This is a genomic window from Nitrospira sp. (assembly GCA_037045225.1).
Lineage (GTDB): Bacteria > Nitrospirota > Nitrospiria > Nitrospirales > Nitrospiraceae > Nitrospira_A.
In genome coordinates this window covers 2623605-2640439 of record JBAOHZ010000009.1, presented here as the reverse complement: position 1 = coordinate 2640439, position 16835 = coordinate 2623605, and the positions used below count along the sequence as shown (strand labels likewise).

Genomic DNA, 16835 nt, shown 5'->3' with positions numbered 1-16835 from the left:
TGCATTCGCACATCAATTGATACTCAGACACAACACAGGAGGATGACCAGTGGACTACGATGTAAAAGACATGGGATTAGCCGACCAGGGAAAATTGAAAATCGAATGGGCGGAGGCGACGATGCCGGTGCTCCGACTCATTCGCAAACGCTTTGAGCGAGAACAGCCGCTCAAGGGCATCCGCGCCACCGCGTGCCTGCACGTGACCACCGAGACAGCCAACTTGATGAAAACCCTCAAAGCTGGTGGAGCAGATGTTCGCCTCTGCGCCTCCAATCCGTTGAGCACGCAAGACGATGTCGCCGCTGCTCTGGTGCGGCATGAAGGGATCCCGACCTTTGCCATCAAGGGAGAGGACAACAAGACATACTACCGGCACATTGAGTCGGCCATCGCCCACAAACCACATCTCTCGATGGACGACGGCGCCGATGTGGTCTCCCACCTGCACTCGAAGCGGAAAGACTTACTCCGCAACGTGATCGGCGGAACAGAGGAAACCACCACCGGCGTCATCCGCCTTCGCAGCATGGCCGAAAAGAAAGTGCTGAAGTTTCCGGTCATCTCCGTGAACGATGCGGACACAAAACACATGTTCGACAATCGGTACGGCACCGGCCAAAGCACCATGGACGGTATCGTCCGTGCCACCAATCGGTTGGTGTGCGGCTCCACACTTGTCGTTGCCGGCTACGGCTGGTGCGGCCGCGGCATCGCCACGCGCGCACGCGGAATGGGCGCGAACGTCATTGTGACTGAAATCGATCCATTGAAGGGTCTCGAGGCCGTCATGGACGGATTCCGGGTCATGCCGATGGATGAAGCAGCCCCCCTCGGCGACTTCTTCGTCACGGTCACGGGCAACTTGAAGGTCATTCGCGGCGAGCACTTTGCCGCCATGAAAGACGGGGCAATCGTCTGTAACTCCGGACACTTCAATGTTGAATTGGATATTCCTGCATTGGAAAAGCTCAGCAAGAAGAAACTCGCCGTGCGCTCGGGTGTGGACCAATACACTCTGAAGAACGGCCGACGCGTCAGCCTTCTGGGCGAGGGCCGTCTCGTAAATCTCGCCACCGCGGAAGGCCATCCTTCCAGCGTGATGGATATGAGTTTCGCGAACCAGGCCTTAGGCGCCGAATATATCGTGAAGAACTATAAGAAGCTGGAGAAGAAGGTCTATCCGGTTCCAGCCGATATCGACAAGGAAATCTCCCGGCTCAAACTCGCCGGCATGGGCGTGTCAATCGACAAGCTCACGAAAGAACAAGTGAAGTACTTGGCCTCGTGGGAAATGGGAACCTAGTACCTATCGGAGAAAGCCGGGGCCGCCAGGAGAGCGGCTCCGGCCCATCCATCAGGCAATTCTGAACGGTTGGGCAATCTCCTCAACTCACCCCGCAGGCTCGTACTACTATTCTTTGTCTGCTCTCCATGATTTTCGCACCGTCCTGCTGAATGCCTGTCCTGCGCCTTTAGCTTCAAGGCACCTCCCAACCACAAGCGATAGGAGACAGGTCCAGCCTAGTACGGACTAGCGTGAATTTACCATGGGAAGTTCTCGGGACCCCTCGGCTTCCTGCTGAATCCGTTGACGCTCGGCCTTTGACTCTTCCAACACACTGTGCAGCAGATCATCACTGAGCTGAGTTAACTGAGCCGCCGCGTCCTTCATCTCCGCATGCTCCACCGCCCGCGAGAGCACCTCAGCCTTCGTCGCGCCTTTCTTTTGCCCCAAGAAGGGCTTGATGATGAGATAGGCCACATCACGGAACGGCATGAAGCGCAAGAAGCGGCGCAGCAACTTGAAGGTCTGGATCGGATATCGGGTGAGCTTATAAATAAACAGCTTTTTTAGCCCTTCTTGGCGCACCGAATTGATCACTGCGCCTGGCAAACAGGTAGGATCGATCTCTGAGCACTTAAAATACTTGTACCAATCCTTGGCATCGGTAACTAACCCGCGCTTGATATATTCCTGCCACAACGGCGTTCCCCGATAGACACAGAGCCGGTTGAATCCAAAAGTGTCCAAGGGAAGCTTCGAAGCGAAATCGAATGTTTTCTGCATGTCCTCGACTGTCTCGTCTGGATTGCCCACGGTAAAGAAGCCGTGAACGATTTCAATCCCGGCCTTTTTGGCGTTTCGTACGGCGGTCTCCACCTCAGCCAGTGTCTGTTCCTTCTGGAGACGATCCAGGATTCTCTGGCTGCCGCTTTCAATACCAAACATCACCGTCCGGCAATGCGCCTGCGCCATAGCGGGGAACAGATGTTGTGCCACGGAGTCAACACGGCCTTCGATGCCCCACTGAATCGTGAGCTTGGCCTCGATGATCCCTTTGCAAATCGCGTCGATGCGCTTGGGTTGTAATAAGAAGTGATCATCGACGAAATAGACGGATCCATACCCGTTCGCCTCAAGATACTTCAGTTCGTCAACGACGTGTTGCGCAGTACGAGCCCGCCACTTCCCCTCATTGAATATGGGGATATCGCAGAACACACAAGGCCACGGACAGCCCCGGGATGTCTGCATGGTCGTAAACCGCTCCATCGACAGCACCGCCGGCACGTCTAACGGCATAGACTCGACAAAATCCAATTCCAAACTTTCCCGGTCCGGGAAAGGCCACTGATCCAAGTGGCGTTCCATCGTCCGGTTGGGGTTATTGATGACCTGGCCGTCTTTCGCCCAGGTGAGGCCGCCCACCGACTGCGGATCATCAAAGCGATCGAGTAAATCAAGCAACAATTGCTCCCCGTCTCCTCGACACACGAAATCGACTTCTGGGCACTGCAGTTTCACCAAGCCTGCGTTGAGACTGGCAAAGACTCCACCGAATGCTAGCTTCACGTCGGTATCAGCGGCTCGAATCTGGCGCGCAAGAATTTTTGCATACGGATAACTGGTGGTGCTGAGGAAGCTAAGACCCACCAGGGCAGGCTTCCGCCGTTTAATCTCTTCGATGATGAATTCATTCGGAGTCTCAGGATGCGCCTGATCGAACATCACACATTCATGGCCCGCCCGCTTCAATACTGACGACAACGACATAATGCCGATCGGCGGAAACCCCATGACCCGGATACGCCCATTCTTGGCTCGAGTCTTGGCCGGAAGGGCATAAAACTGGGGATCACGCACATGTATAAGAAACACCAGCATAGTAACGTCCTTTCATCGGTACAGTAAGCAGGTCCCTCGGATCGCCACTAGATCTTTGGGGGAGCAGAGGATCCACTTTCCAATTACAGCGAGACCGAATCACTCAGGCCAGTAGGGCATCGCGAGGCAGTATACAGTACCACGTCTAGAGAGAGGGAAAAAGGGAAGATTCCGACAGCGGCCAGGGAAGAGCGCAAGCATCAGCGAGATCGAGCTTTTCACTCCCGGTCTGACTTGTTCACTTTACACAAAAAGAGGACGCCGGCCCTTCGCCGGCGCCCTCTCAAGGAAAGATATCAGCCTAGCGGCCGAGCGCTGCCTTCACGGCATGGCCAATTTCGGCGGGATTCTTCACAACTCGTACACCGGCAGCTTCTAGCGCCTTCATTTTTTCCGTCGCGGTCCCCTTGCCACCTGAAATGATGGCACCCGCATGCCCCATCCGACGCCCCGGAGGAGCCGTGATCCCGGCAATGAAACTAATCACGGGCTTTTTCACGTGTTTCTTAATGTATTCGGCTGCCTTTTCTTCCGCGTCACCACCAATTTCACCGATCATCACCACAGCCTGAGTTTCTGCATCGTTCTCGAACAGGGGCAACACGTCCACAAACCCTGTGCCGTTGACGGGATCCCCGCCGATGCCGACACAAGTCGTTTCGCCGAGACCCAAGGTCGAAAGCTGGTGGACCGCTTCATAGGTCAAGGTGCCGCTGCGCGAAACGACGCCGACGACGCCCCGTTTATGAATAAAACCTGGCATGATACCGATCTTGGCTTCGTCGACTGTGATGACGCCTGGGCAGTTCGGGCCGATCAATCGGACATCTCGGCCATGCAGCGCGCGTTTCACCTTCACCATGTCGTTGACGGGAATACCTTCCGTAATGCAGATGATCAGTTTGACACCTGCATCGGCGGCTTCCAGGATCGCATCTGCACAAAACGGCGGCGGCACAAAAATCAGAGAGGTGTCGCAGTCGGTCTTCCTGACGGCATCGGCCACGGTATTGAATACGGGGATGCCCTCAACTTCCTGTCCGGCCTTCCCCGGCGTTACTCCAGCGACCATCTTCGTGCCGTACGCTTTGCATTGCGTTGCGTGGAAGGATCCTTCCTTCCCCGTGATCCCTTGCACTACCACTCGCGTATTCTTATTGACGAGAATGCTCACGGTCTTCTCCTTTACGCCGCCTTGCCGGTCAGCTTCACGATTTTCTGCGCCGCTTCCCACAGATCGTTGGCCACCTCCAACTTGAGACCAGACTCCGCCAACAGTGTGCGGCCTTCATCTGCATTTGTCCCCTGGAGGCGCACCACTAACGGCACTGCGATCTTCACTTCTTTGGCCGCCTCGATCACTCCATGCGCAATTCGCTCACAGCGCACAATGCCGCCGAAAATATTGATAAAGATGCCTTTGACGTTCGGATCTTTGAGCAGGATACGGAAACCGGCCGCCACAGTCTCTTTCGTCGCGCCGCCGCCCACATCGAGAAAGTTGGCCGGCTCACTGCCCGCCAGCTTGATTACATCCATCGTCGCCATAGCGAGGCCTGCACCATTGACCATGCAACCAATGTTGCCGTCAAGCTTCACATAATTCAGATTGTTCGCGCCAGCTTCGATTTCCAACGGCTCTTCTTCGCTGAGATCGCGCATTTGCTGAATATCAGCGTGCTTAAACAGCGCGTTATCATCAAAGGAGACTTTGCCGTCGAGCGCAACAATCGTCTTTTCTTTGGTGATGATGAGCGGATTGATCTCTACCATCGCCGCGTGCTTTTCCATGAACAACCGATAGAGATTGCCCATCATCTGGATAAAGGGATTCATGACCGCCGGCTCAATGGCATTGAGACCGAGAGCGAAGGCCACGTTGCGCCCGTTGTAGCCCTGGAATCCCACGGCGGGATCAATCAATTCCTTGATAATTTTCTCAGGAGTCTTGTCCGCGACTTCTTCGATTTCCATGCCCCCTTCGGTGCTGGCAATAAATACAGGCCACCCGGAATCGCGGTCCACTAGAATGCTCAAATACAGTTCCTTACTGATGTTTGCGCCTTCTTCGAGAAGAAGCCGGTGGACCTGGCGGCCCTTGGGACCCGTCTGATGTGTTACCAGCGTCTTGCCGATCAACTCCTTGGCCAAGCCCGCCACCGCCGCCTTATCCTTGGTAATCTTGACGCCGCCAGCTTTGCCGCGACCGCCCGCATGAATCTGAGCTTTCACCACGAAGACCGGCGTATTGAGTTCACTGGCCCAGGCAGTTGCACCTTCGGGTGAGGTAATTTCCTTTCCCCGCGGCACCGGCACCCCGAACTGTGCGAACAACTGTTTGGCCTGAAATTCATGAACGTTCATCGTAACCTCTAGAGCTATTGGCTGATGGCTAATGGCGCATGGCTCAGGACTGTCCGCAGTTCGGCTTTCAGCCGGACGCGATCAGCTAGAAGCCAATGGCGCTCTATTCCTTACGTGTATAGGCAGGGAGAATCATCGGAGAGATGACCCCGTTGGAACTGCCGTGTTGCTTCGCCTCCGCCCTGAATCGCTGCAAATGTTGGAGCGAGAGTTTCCCTTGTTGCATGGATCCAGCGCGCGAGGCCGCCGTCAAACCTGACCGCTTCCCAAATACCATCAGATCGAGCAACGAATTCCCCATCAATCGATTCCGTCCATGCAACCCTCCGGAAGCCTCGCCGGCGACGAAGAGATTCTTGACGTTGGTTTCTGAGTTTGCGTCGATCTTTACGCCACCGTTTTGGTAATGCAATGTCGGATAGATGAGGACGGGATCCTTGCTGATATCGATGCCGAATCGCTCAAACTGCATCATCATGGCGGGAAAGTGCTTTTCTACCGTCCCCGGCCCATGCTCTGCATCAAGCAAAGGCGTATCCAGCCAGACACCGATGCGGCCAGACATGGTGCGAATACCACGGCCCTCTTCACACTCACGAATAATCGAAGAGGAGACCACATCGCGCGTATCCAGCTCATTCACAAACCGCTCCCCCTTGGCGTTGACCAGATGGCCGCCCTCTGACCTGATGCCTTCCGTGACCAAGGCACCGATCAATTGCTCTGGATAGACCGCACCGGAGGGGTGATATTGGAACGTATCGATGTGATCGAGCTTCGCTCCCATTCGATAGGAGAGGCATAAACCATCGCCGGTTGCACCATAATGGTTGCTCGTGGGAAATCCCTGAATATGGAGCCGTCCAATACCACCGGTCGCAAGAATCACGGACTTGGCAGCCACCACGACCTGCCGGTGATTGTCGAGATCCTTAAAGATGGCCCCAGTGCACTGTCCACTGTCATCGCTCAACAACTCCACGGCGGCACAGAATTCAAGCAGCTGGATCTTCTGATTCAGCACTTCATCTTTGAGGACACGCATGATCTCAAGACCCGTGTAGTCTGAGCAGGTCAAAAGCCGCGGCTTTGAACTCCCGCCACCCTTTTTGACGTGCAGATTACCATCGGCTTGTCGATCAAACAGTACGCCCAGTTCAATTAACCACTTCGCAATGGACGGCCCATCTTCGACCATGACTTTCAGCAACTCATGGTCGTTCTGCATGTGGCCGCCCTTTAGGGTGTCCAAAAAATGAGTGACCGGGGAATCTTCCGGGGCAACGGAAATTTGCATCCCTCCCTGGGCCATCACGCTATTCGAATCACCGAGTCGTAGCTTCGTCGCCAGAATGACCTTCGCGCCTGCCCCATGGGCATGCAACGCCGCAGCACAACCGGCACCACCCCCGCCGATGACGAGAACATCGGTCGTATAGTGGGGAGTGAGATCGACATTCTCAACGATTGAACTATCCCCTTCGAGCAGCGCGGCCAACTCAACGACTGTTTGGTCATTCGCGTTCGGACCAAATCGAATTGGGCGATAGGCACTGGCGCGATAATCGGGGTGATACTTATGAATGAGTTGGTCGCGATCAGCCGGAGTAAACTTTGGGATGGTCTGCTTGCGGCGAGCATCCCGAGTTTGGTGGACAATCTGTTGAAGCGCGTGAATATCCATGATTTCACTTTCAGCACGGAGCACAGTCTCTCGGCATCTTCCTAAGACCGGCTGTCGGCACAATGCATTACTTTACGGTTGCACAGTGATCGGCGAGTTCCTGTTCGTTCATGGCAAGGACTTTGCGCCACTCTTCGTTGAAGCGGCCGTCCTGAATTTCTTTGATGCGCGCATCGAGTCCCTTGGGCCTCTCCGTGAAATGCGCGCCTTGCGCACGGCTGACATACAGGGCGACCAGATTAGGGGCAATATCAGCGATACAAACCGGGGTGCACATCCCGCACATGACGCAATCCATGAACATTTCGGACACGCTCTTGAAATCACCGAATACGGCTTTCCAGACCCCTTCTCGCACATCGATTTTCTGAGGGCACGCTTCTGTACAGGCATTGCAATTCCGACAAAGCGGCGCCTCTGGATACAAATTAAAGAGGTCTTGCTTGGGATCTTTGAGCGACTGAATGTCGTACAGCGCCTTGCGGGCTGGAAACGGCGGCATGATCGTGAAAGACATACCGTCTTCGACGGCCATCTGGCAGGCCAGGCAGGTTCGAACCTTGGGATCATCCTTCGTTCGGTAATAGGTCGCACAGGCGCCGCAAAAGCCACCGAGACAGCCAGCGCCTCGCACGACCTCCTGCCCCGTATGCCACAGCGCCTTGATCACGGTGATACCTTCCGGCACTTCATACTTCTTGCCGGAGATTTCAATCGTCACCATCTTATGGCGCAACACTTCCGGCTGATCAATTACATTGGTGTCTTCTTGTGCCATGATGTCCTAACTCTGCGACCAGTACTCAGCCGTCAGCGTTCAGCCTTAGGATTTCCCATCTGGCTGACCGCTGCCGGCTGATGCCTGATGGCTCTTCTACGCAATAGCATCGATGATCGCGTTCAAGGTGGCACTCGGCCGCATCGCCTTTGACGACTTCGCATCATCAGGATGGTAGTACCCGCCAGTATCAACCGGCTTGCCTTGTGCCGCGATCAACTCGCCGGAGATTTTGGCTTCGTTGTCCGCCATCTCCTTAGCAACCTTCACGAAGCGCGCCGCCAGATTCCTATCCTGCGTCTGCTGTGCCAATGCCTGCGCCCAATACAAGGCCAGATAGAAATGGCTACCGCGATTGTCAATTTCACCGACTTTGCGAGCTGGGGACTTGTTGCTCTCAAGGAACTTGGCATTGGCTTGATCGAGAGTATCAGCCAGCATTTTGGCAGCAGGATTGTTGGCTACTTTGGCCAGATGCTCCAACGACGCGGCCAAGGCCAGGAATTCTCCGAGAGAATCCCACCGCAGATAGCCCTCTTCCTGGAACTGCTGCACGTGCTTTGGCGCAGATCCACCCGCACCGGTCTCGAAGAGACCGCCACCGTTGAGCAACGGCACAATCGACAGCATCTTGGCACTGGTTCCGATTTCGAGAATCGGGAACAGGTCCGTCAGATAGTCCCGCAAGACGTTTCCCGTTACAGAAATCGTGTCCTTACCTTCCTTGATCCGCTCCAGTGAGAGGCGGGTCGCATCGGCAGGGGTCATGATCCGGATATCGAGCCCGGTTGTATCGTGTTCCTTCAGATACTGATTCACCTTCGTGATCAGTTGCGCGTCATGCGCCCGGTCCTTGTTCAACCAGAAAATGGCCGGGGCGCCGGTCGCTCGTGCACGGGTCACTGCCAACTTGACCCAATCGCGAATCGGGGCATCCTTCACCTGACACATACGCCAGATGTCGCCCTCTTCAACCTTGTGCTCCAGCAGGGCCTTCCCGGAAGCATCGACGACGCGAATGGTGCCGTTGCCCGGCGCCTTGAAGGTCTTGTCGTGTGAGCCGTACTCTTCCGCCGCCTGCGCCATCAAACCGACGTTGGGTACGCTGCCCATCGTTTTCGGATCGAGCGCGCCGTGCTTCTTGCAGAAATCAATGACCTCGCGGTAGACCGTTGCATAGCTGGCATCGGGGATCACGCACTTCGTATCCGCCAGCTTCCCGTCCGGCCCCCACATCTTTCCGCTGTCGCGAATGACCGGCGGCATGGAGGCATCGATGATGATGTCGCTCGGCACATGAAGGTTGGTGATACCCTTGTCGGAATTCACCATCGCCATCGGAGGCCGCTGCTTGTACACAGCCTGGATGTCGGCTTCGATCGCCTTGCGCTGATCTTCCGGCAAGGCTTTGATCTTCGCGTAGAGGTCGCCGATGCCGTTGTCCGGATCCACACCCAGTTTCTTGAGCGTTTCGCCATGCTTCGCAAACACATCTTTGTAGAAGACCGTCACGGCATGACCGAAGATCTTGGGATCCGAGACCTTCATCATGGTAGCTTTCATGTGCAGCGAGAACAAGACGCCCTGCTTGGCGGCATCCTGGATCTGCTCTTCGAGGAACGTGCGCAGGACCTTGACGCTCATGAAGGTGGCATCAATCACTTCCCCTGCCTGCAGGGCCACTTTCGGCTTGAGGACCGTAGTCTTGCCGTCCTGCCCGACGAACTCGATCCGCGCATCGGTCGCTGCGGTCGTGGTCACCGACTTTTCGTTGGAGAAAAAATCGCCGCCCTTCATATGGCTGACATGTGACTTGGAATCCGGACTCCAGGCACCCATTTTATGCGGATGCTTTCTGGTGTGGGCCTTCACGGAGAGAGGCGCTCGGCGGTCGGAGTTGCCCTCGCGCAACACCGGATTGACGGCGCTGCCTTTGACTTTGTCGTAGCGCCCCTTGATGTCTTTTTCCTTGTCGTCCTTCGGATTCTCCGGATACTCAGGCAGCTTGTAGCCCTGGCTCTGCAATTCCTTGATGGCCGCCTGCATCTGAGGCAGCGACGCGCTGATATTCGGAAGCTTGATAATATTGGCTTCCGGCTTCTTGGCTAGTTCGCCCAATTCCGACAGCGCATCCGGCTGCTTCTGTTGCGGCGTCAGGTACTCCGGGAACACGGCAAGGATACGCCCGGCCAACGAAATGTCGCGCAATTCCACCGACACACCGGCTGCCTTACTGAAAGCGTTGATGATCGGCAAAAGCGAATACGTTGCAAACATCGGGGCTTCATCAGTCTTGGTATATATGATCTTGTCAGCCTTCGTACTCATGATTCTCCCTCTTGTCACCTATGAGTTAGTTGAGCGCGTTCAACGCCGAGCCCGCCTTAAACCACGCGATCTGTTGCTCAGTAATGCTGTGGTTCGTCTGGATGGTGAGCGCCGTCCCATCCGCCTTATGAATAATGACCTGCACCGGCTTGCCGGGAGCCAGATTATTGAGCCCCGTCACACTGATGCGGTCTTGTTGCTCGATCTTGTCGTAATCCTTTGGATCTGCGAAGGTCAAAGCCAAGATGCCCTGCTTCTTCAGATTGGTTTCATGAATTCGAGCAAAACTCTTCGTGATCACCACTCGAACATTCAAGAAACGCGGGGACATCGCCGCATGCTCACGGCTGCTCCCCTCACCGTAGTTCTCATCCCCCACAACGATCGACCCAATGCCTTTGGCCTTGTAGGCTCGCGCAATCTGCGCAATGGTGAGGTTCCCCTCACCCGTGAGTACATTGGTTCCCTTGCCTGGTTCTGAGGTGAACGCACTGTTGGCGCCCAGAAACATGTTGTCGCTGATCTTGTCGAGATGTCCCCGGAACTTGAGCCATGGTCCGGCCGGCGAGATATGATCGGTGGTGGTCTTTCCCTTCGTTTTGATCAACAACGGCAACTTGTCGAAGTCTTTTCCATCCCACCGTGGGAATGGCTGCAACAGTTGCAACCGCTCGCTCGTGAGAGGGATATCCACCGTCAGGCCTTCACCATTGTCAGCCGGGGCCACAAAGCCCTCCTCGCCTTTCGCAAAACCCTTGGCAGGGAGTTCTTCCCCCTGCGGTGGCTGGAACTTAAACTCTTTTCCATCCGCACCCTTGAGGGTTTGATTCACGGGATCAAATCCCAAATCACCGGTAATGGCGTACGCTGTCACAACTTCGGGGCTCGCCAAGAAGGAGAGCGTTTCGCTGATTCCATCATTGCGACCAGGAAAGTTCCGATTGAACGAACTGACGATTGAATCGGCCTTTCCCTTCACCCCATCGGCCCGCTTCCACTGCCCAATGCAGGGCCCACAAGAGTTTGACAACACGGTACCGCCGAGCTGCTCAAAGGTGTCTAAGAATCCGTCACGTTTCATGGTGTGGTAAATGCGCTCAGAGCCAGGCGACACAAGGAACGATGCTTTGGCCTTCAAACCCGCCTTCAAGCCTTGCCGTGCGATATGGGCAGAGCGACTGATGTCTTCGTAAGAGGAATTGGTACAGCTGCCAATGAGTGCCGCCTTTAATTCGACCGGGTACCCCTTCGCCTTCGCTTCCGCCGCCAATTTCGAAATCGGCCTGGCGAGATCCGGCGTATGCGGACCAACCACATGTGGCTCGAGCTTCGACAGATCCACCTCCACGATTTGATCGTAGTACTTTTCAGGCGACTGATAGACTTCGGGATCACCCACCAACAACTCTTTGTGAGATTGAGCGAAGGTCGCCAAATCAGCACGATCCGTGATGTTCATGTAGGCGACCATCTTGTTGTCGAAGGGGAATACGGAGGTCGTGGCTCCAAGCTCCGCACCCATGTTACAAATCGTGCCCTTCCCGGTGGCACTGATGGTTTCGGCTCCAGGACCAAAATACTCTACGATCTTGTTCGTCCCACCCTTCACCGTCAACAGGCCGCACAGATAGAGGATCACGTCTTTCGGGGAAGCCCAGCCATTCAATTTCCCGGTTAGGCGCACTCCGATCAATTTCGGATGCAGAACCTCCCACGGCAATCCTGCCATCACTTCACCGGCGTCCGCACCACCGACACCGATCGCCAGCCCGCCCAAGCCACCACCATTCGGCGTATGCGAGTCTGTCCCGATGATCAAACAGCCTGGAAAGGCATAGTTCTCCAAGACCACCTGATGGATGATTCCCGCGCCGGGCTTCCAGAAACCAATTCCGTACTTCTTTGCGGCAGACGCGAGGAAGTTATACACTTCCCGATTCTCATCCATCGCACGGAGCAAGTCCTTCTCGGAACCCATTTCAGCCCGAATGAGGTGATCGCAATGAATCGTGCTCGGCACGGCTGCCTTCTTTTTATTGGCCTGCATAAACTGCAACATAGCCATTTGCGCCGTAGCATCTTGCATCGCGACACGATCCGGCCTGAGCGCCAACATCGCCTTGCCACGCTCCCAGGTCTGCGTGTCGAAATTATCCGCGTGCGAAACCAAGATCTTGTCAGCCAGGGTGAGCCCGCGGCCGAACTTCTTTCTGGCCTTGGCAAACACATCCGGCATCTTGGCATATAGCTTCTTGGCGAGATCCATCGACATGATTATTCTCCTCGAAAAGCAATCAGCCATCAGCTCTCCATGAGCCGATGACTGTCAGCTGATAGTCTTATTTCAGTGGCGGAACTTCCCGCCTCTTCGGCGTCGCATAATTTACGAGGTAGTCGAACAACCTGACCAGGCGGCTATCTTGGCGTTTTTGATCAACCCAGTGACCGATTAAACCGATTGTCCGCGAGAGGATAAAAAATCCGTTCAAACTATCGACAGGGAATCCGATATCGACCAAGACGGCTGCCATCGTGCCGTCGACGTTCAGAATCAAGTTATCCTTTTTCACGGAGGTGATTTTCTCTACCTCAAGCGCGAAGTCCAAGCAGGGAGTCTTGATTTTGAGACTCTTCACATACCCGACCAACTCCTTGACCCGCTTGTCCGGATTCCGGAGACTCTTCACACGATGCCCAATACCCGGAACTGGACCGTGATTCTTTTTCATGTAGGCCAAGAATTCGTCTACGGACAGCTTGTTATCGACAGCATATTTAAAGAATCGCCCGGCGTCCGTCACCGCTCCTCCGAAACGCGGACCAATCATAATCATGCCTGCGGCAACAGATTGCGAGAGGCCGATTCCGGCACAAGCCGCGAGGATGGTCGCATAGGCACCGCTCACGCAAGGACCGTGATCAGCGGACAGCATCATGATGCGCTTGACGATCTCGGCTTCCTGCTTTGAGATCAACCGCTTATCCCACAAAAGCCCGATGATATGAGGTATTTCATAGCCCTTATTGATGAGTTCAGAAGCAGGATAGCCGTCGTAGCAAGGCTCATCGCCACGGTCATCGCTGATGGTCGTGCGGATCAGCGGCGCGACCATGACCTCATCGGCTTTCAGAGCCTCCTCGACGGTCTTGGGTAATCTGGGCAACGTAACCGGTTCGACCGGTTCCTTCACCTGACCGGACTTAAGCAGTTCCTGATAGGTTTCCTTGATGGCAGGGCCAAGCGCGCCAAAAGTGGCCGGTACGAGCGCGCCGGCCTTCTTGAGCGCATCAGACTTCGAGCGAGCCGAGCCTTCGCCCTTCATGCCTTCCTTGGCACCGGCATGGCCAAACTTCATCCCCTTCGGCAGACTTTCCTGGCAGAAACCAGACACCACGGCAATCAGTTTCACCCGACGTTTTTTCGCGCCATACCACTCTGCAGCACGCTCTTCGAGATCACCGCCCATTTCGCCAACGATCACAACCGCTTTCGTTTGCGGATCGTTCTCGAACATCTCGAGATAACTGACATAATCGGTACCGGGATAGGCATCACCGCCGATACCAATGGCTGTCGTGATCCCGTCGGCGAATTGAGAGCAAATCCAGATGATTTCATTTGAAAGGCCGCCGGACTTGGTGATGACTCCGAACGAGCCTTCACGATAGAGCTTGGAAAGGACCAGATTGTCAAAGGCGCCACCGATCACACCCAGGCGGCAGGCTCCGGCGGAGATGATGCCGATGGATGAGGGACCGTTGAAGACCTTCCCCAATTTGCGCGCATGGGCACCAAGAATCTTTGCGTCCTTTTCAGGCACGCCCTCAGTGATCATTGAGACCACCTTGATATGCGAATCGTCCAGCGCCTCCATACCACCCTTCATCGCACGGTCGGCGCCAATGTATACAAGGCTGGTATTCAGGGCCGGATGATGCTTGGTAGCCTCGGCGATGGACTTGTACACCGGAATGGCAATGAGGCCACTGCCGTAGGGAATCTCATTGGACTTGCCGGCATCCGGCGGATAGACGAAGGCTTCGACGTTGAGCGGTCGCTTAATGAGATAACAGAACTCGGCCATGCGGCGGGCGGCGTTGACACCGGCCTGACCACCCTGAATCACCACACGGGTGTCTTTGTTTGCCAGAATGCTCATCTCGGGATCTCCCCTTATCTTCAGTTGGTCATAGGCGGCAGGCTACTTCGCTTGGAGCGCCTTGTCGACAATATCGGTGAGCGGCGTATTGCGATCGAAGACATTGATGTCAAAGCCTTCGTCTTTCAGCGCACGCATCGCATCAAGCCCCTCTTTTTCGCGTGGCCCACCGCGACGCACCCAGATCTTCACGTTCTTCAACTTGCCGTCGGACTTGGCCTTCCTGAAACCGTTGATGATCCCGCCGAACGTCTTTTTCACGTCGGTAAAATTCGCGATCGCACCACCAACAATGATGTTTCTGATTCCAGGCAGCGAACAGACTTTTTCCGTGAGCACTTCGACCGCCCAATCCGGCGGATCCCCTGAGTATTCGGCGTAGTTGGCTAACTTTCCGCCACGTGCGACGACTGCGTCCGAATAGTACACGCTGGCACCACCGCCCGCCGGCAGCATGGCGGTATCTCCACCAGGAATCTCGATGAACTTCACCGACCCCTTGATCTTGCTGTCAACCGCCATCACTTCGATTTCTTGCTTGGAATAGGCCCGGCCAAACTCAGCCGCAAACGCAAAATTCCAGTCCGGATGCCTAAATTTGGCATCGCCATCGAGCAATGTCACCGCATCGAGCGCCACCAGCTGTTCATCGGCGGCGCGCAACACCACGGGATTCACCTCGAGATACTGCGCATCTTCACTATCGAAACAGGCAAACATTTTCCCCGCAAACTCGGCCATCTTCTTCACGAGCGGCCCGCTAAATCCAGCCTCTTTCGACAACTTTTCAAGCGATTCAGGGGAAGGTGCCTGCCCGATTTCAAGACACAATCGCTTGACGCGATCCCAGTTCGACTCGACCTCGATCCCGCCACAGTTGGCGATGAGGATCTCGCTGCCTTCGCGCGTGGATTTCACGGCGCAATAATATTCTTCTTTGTGCGGAATCATTTCGGACACAATGACCTGCGTCACCGTGATGCTGCCGACTTGGCGACCGATCATCTCCTTCGCCGCGGCTTCCGCGGCCTTGAAGTCGAGATCGACCTTGACCAACCCCAGCTTGAATCGTGACCCGAGGGCCTCGTGCGCTTTGGCCACGAGCTTGGATTTCTTCAACCACTCATTGGCTTGACCCAGCTTGGTCAACTCGTCAACGGAAGTGACGACCACATAATTGGGAACGGTGATTCCCCACTTCTTCATCAGCCCCATCCCGGGACCTTCAAGCACTTTCGCCATGATTGACGACTCCTTGGTGTGTGATAGGGCAGAGAAACGGACGGGTAGAGTACCGAATTCTGCTGATTAGCTCAATCCTCCAAAGGGCCTACGCTGCGAGCACAGAAGTCCTACCATACTGAGCACCGAAGATTCATCATCATAAATATTTGATAACGTTATTATTGTTTCTGATGCCTCAGAGTTTTGCGAGAGAGAGTCTTTTCAGGTCTTAGACGCTGACTGTGGCCTCTTTCGCTGGCAGGTGGGACAGTAAAACGAACTTCGCTCCCCGTGCATGCGAACGATCTCGGCACCACAAGCATTTGGGCAGGGCTCTCCGGCTTTGGCGTACACCAAATGCCTGTGCCGATACTGGCCCTCGGTTCCATCCGGTGCAAAATAGTCTCGCACACTAGATCCCCCCATGGCGATGGCCTCGCGTAACACCTCCCCCATAGCGCGGTAGAGTCGTGCCATCCCCTTCTCCGGGATCGTATTGGCTACCTGATCGGGATGAAGCCTCGAGCGGAAGAGGATCTCATTCGCATAGATGTTACCGATCCCGGCAATCACCTGTTGACGCATTAGGAGCCCCTTCAGTCTGCTCCGTGTGGATCCGAGTACACACATAAATTGCTCGTAACTGATGGTGAGCGGGTCATGGCCGAACCGACGGGCGATATACCGGCCGAGCCCCGCCTGATCGAGCAACGACAAACGACCAAACCGCCTAGGGTTCCAATATCTGAGATCAGGCTCGGCGCTTCGTTCAAGGCGCAAAATAAAATGGGTATGTTGCGGATGCCTGGTCGGGGCGGAGTGAAGCAGCAAGAGTCCCGTCATGCCCAGCTCTGCGACAAGAAATCTCGTCTCTTCGCCGCAGAGAAACTGGATGATGACGCTTTTCCCCTGTCGGCCTACCGTGGTAATCGTAGCGTGGTGGTACCAGTCTAGAGTGGACAACCCTTCGCGCACGATGTCGGCGCGGCCGACCCAGCACTCGCGCACCCTGGCTCCGACGAGCCGTTCACGCAATTGACGCGCCGCGACTTCTGCTTCCGGCAATTCTGGCATTCAGGATTCTTAAGGCCTCTGATGGATCACGATGACCGGCAGATTACGCCATGA

The 16835-nt window shown here is 55.3% G+C and carries 11 protein-coding genes; 1 reads left to right on the top strand and 10 read right to left on the bottom strand.

The window, feature by feature from the left end:
- Window positions 1-49: 49 nt before the first annotated feature.
- Window positions 50-1306, top strand: a complete 1257-nt coding sequence (ahcY, locus tag V9G17_13215; GenBank protein MEI2753557.1) for an adenosylhomocysteinase — start codon at window positions 50-52, stop codon at window positions 1304-1306.
- A 228-nt stretch (window positions 1307-1534) separates the two neighbouring features.
- On the opposite strand, the gene V9G17_13210 is transcribed toward ahcY, so the two are convergent.
- The 10 genes from V9G17_13210 to mutM form a co-directional block, all read right to left on the bottom strand.
- The gene (locus V9G17_13210) at window positions 1535-3169 is read right to left on the bottom strand and encodes a radical SAM protein (protein MEI2753556.1); all 1635 of its coding nucleotides are present in this window, start codon (window positions 3167-3169) and stop codon (window positions 1535-1537) included.
- Window positions 3170-3470: 301 nt separating this feature from the next.
- The gene (gene sucD / locus V9G17_13205; GenBank protein MEI2753555.1) at window positions 3471-4343 is read right to left on the bottom strand and encodes a succinate--CoA ligase subunit alpha; all 873 of its coding nucleotides are present in this window, start codon (window positions 4341-4343) and stop codon (window positions 3471-3473) included.
- 11 nt (window positions 4344-4354) lie between these two features.
- A complete protein-coding gene (sucC, locus tag V9G17_13200; protein MEI2753554.1) occupies window positions 4355-5533 on the bottom strand; it encodes an ADP-forming succinate--CoA ligase subunit beta in 1179 nt (392 codons plus the stop codon).
- A 103-nt stretch (window positions 5534-5636) separates the two neighbouring features.
- The gene (locus V9G17_13195; protein ID MEI2753553.1) at window positions 5637-7217 is read right to left on the bottom strand and encodes an FAD-binding protein; all 1581 of its coding nucleotides are present in this window, start codon (window positions 7215-7217) and stop codon (window positions 5637-5639) included.
- A 67-nt stretch (window positions 7218-7284) separates the two neighbouring features.
- Window positions 7285-7995, bottom strand: coding sequence for a 2Fe-2S iron-sulfur cluster-binding protein (locus V9G17_13190; GenBank protein ID MEI2753552.1), 711 nt, complete (start codon window positions 7993-7995; stop codon window positions 7285-7287).
- Window positions 7996-8091: 96 nt separating this feature from the next.
- Window positions 8092-10323: an NADP-dependent isocitrate dehydrogenase gene (locus tag V9G17_13185; GenBank protein MEI2753551.1), complete on the bottom strand. Its 2232-nt coding sequence runs from the start codon at window positions 10321-10323 to the stop codon at window positions 8092-8094.
- A gap of 25 nt (window positions 10324-10348) precedes the next feature.
- A complete protein-coding gene (locus V9G17_13180) occupies window positions 10349-12595 on the bottom strand; it encodes an aconitate hydratase (GenBank protein MEI2753550.1) in 2247 nt (748 codons plus the stop codon).
- Window positions 12596-12662: 67 nt separating this feature from the next.
- The gene (locus V9G17_13175) at window positions 12663-14483 is read right to left on the bottom strand and encodes a citrate/2-methylcitrate synthase (protein MEI2753549.1); all 1821 of its coding nucleotides are present in this window, start codon (window positions 14481-14483) and stop codon (window positions 12663-12665) included.
- Window positions 14484-14525: 42 nt separating this feature from the next.
- Window positions 14526-15725 (bottom strand): ATP citrate lyase citrate-binding domain-containing protein, encoded by a 1200-nt coding sequence (locus tag V9G17_13170; GenBank protein MEI2753548.1) that lies wholly within the window; start codon window positions 15723-15725, stop codon window positions 14526-14528.
- A gap of 204 nt (window positions 15726-15929) precedes the next feature.
- Window positions 15930-16781, bottom strand: coding sequence for a bifunctional DNA-formamidopyrimidine glycosylase/DNA-(apurinic or apyrimidinic site) lyase (gene mutM / locus V9G17_13165; protein MEI2753547.1), 852 nt, complete (start codon window positions 16779-16781; stop codon window positions 15930-15932).
- Window positions 16782-16835: the final 54 nt, after the last annotated feature.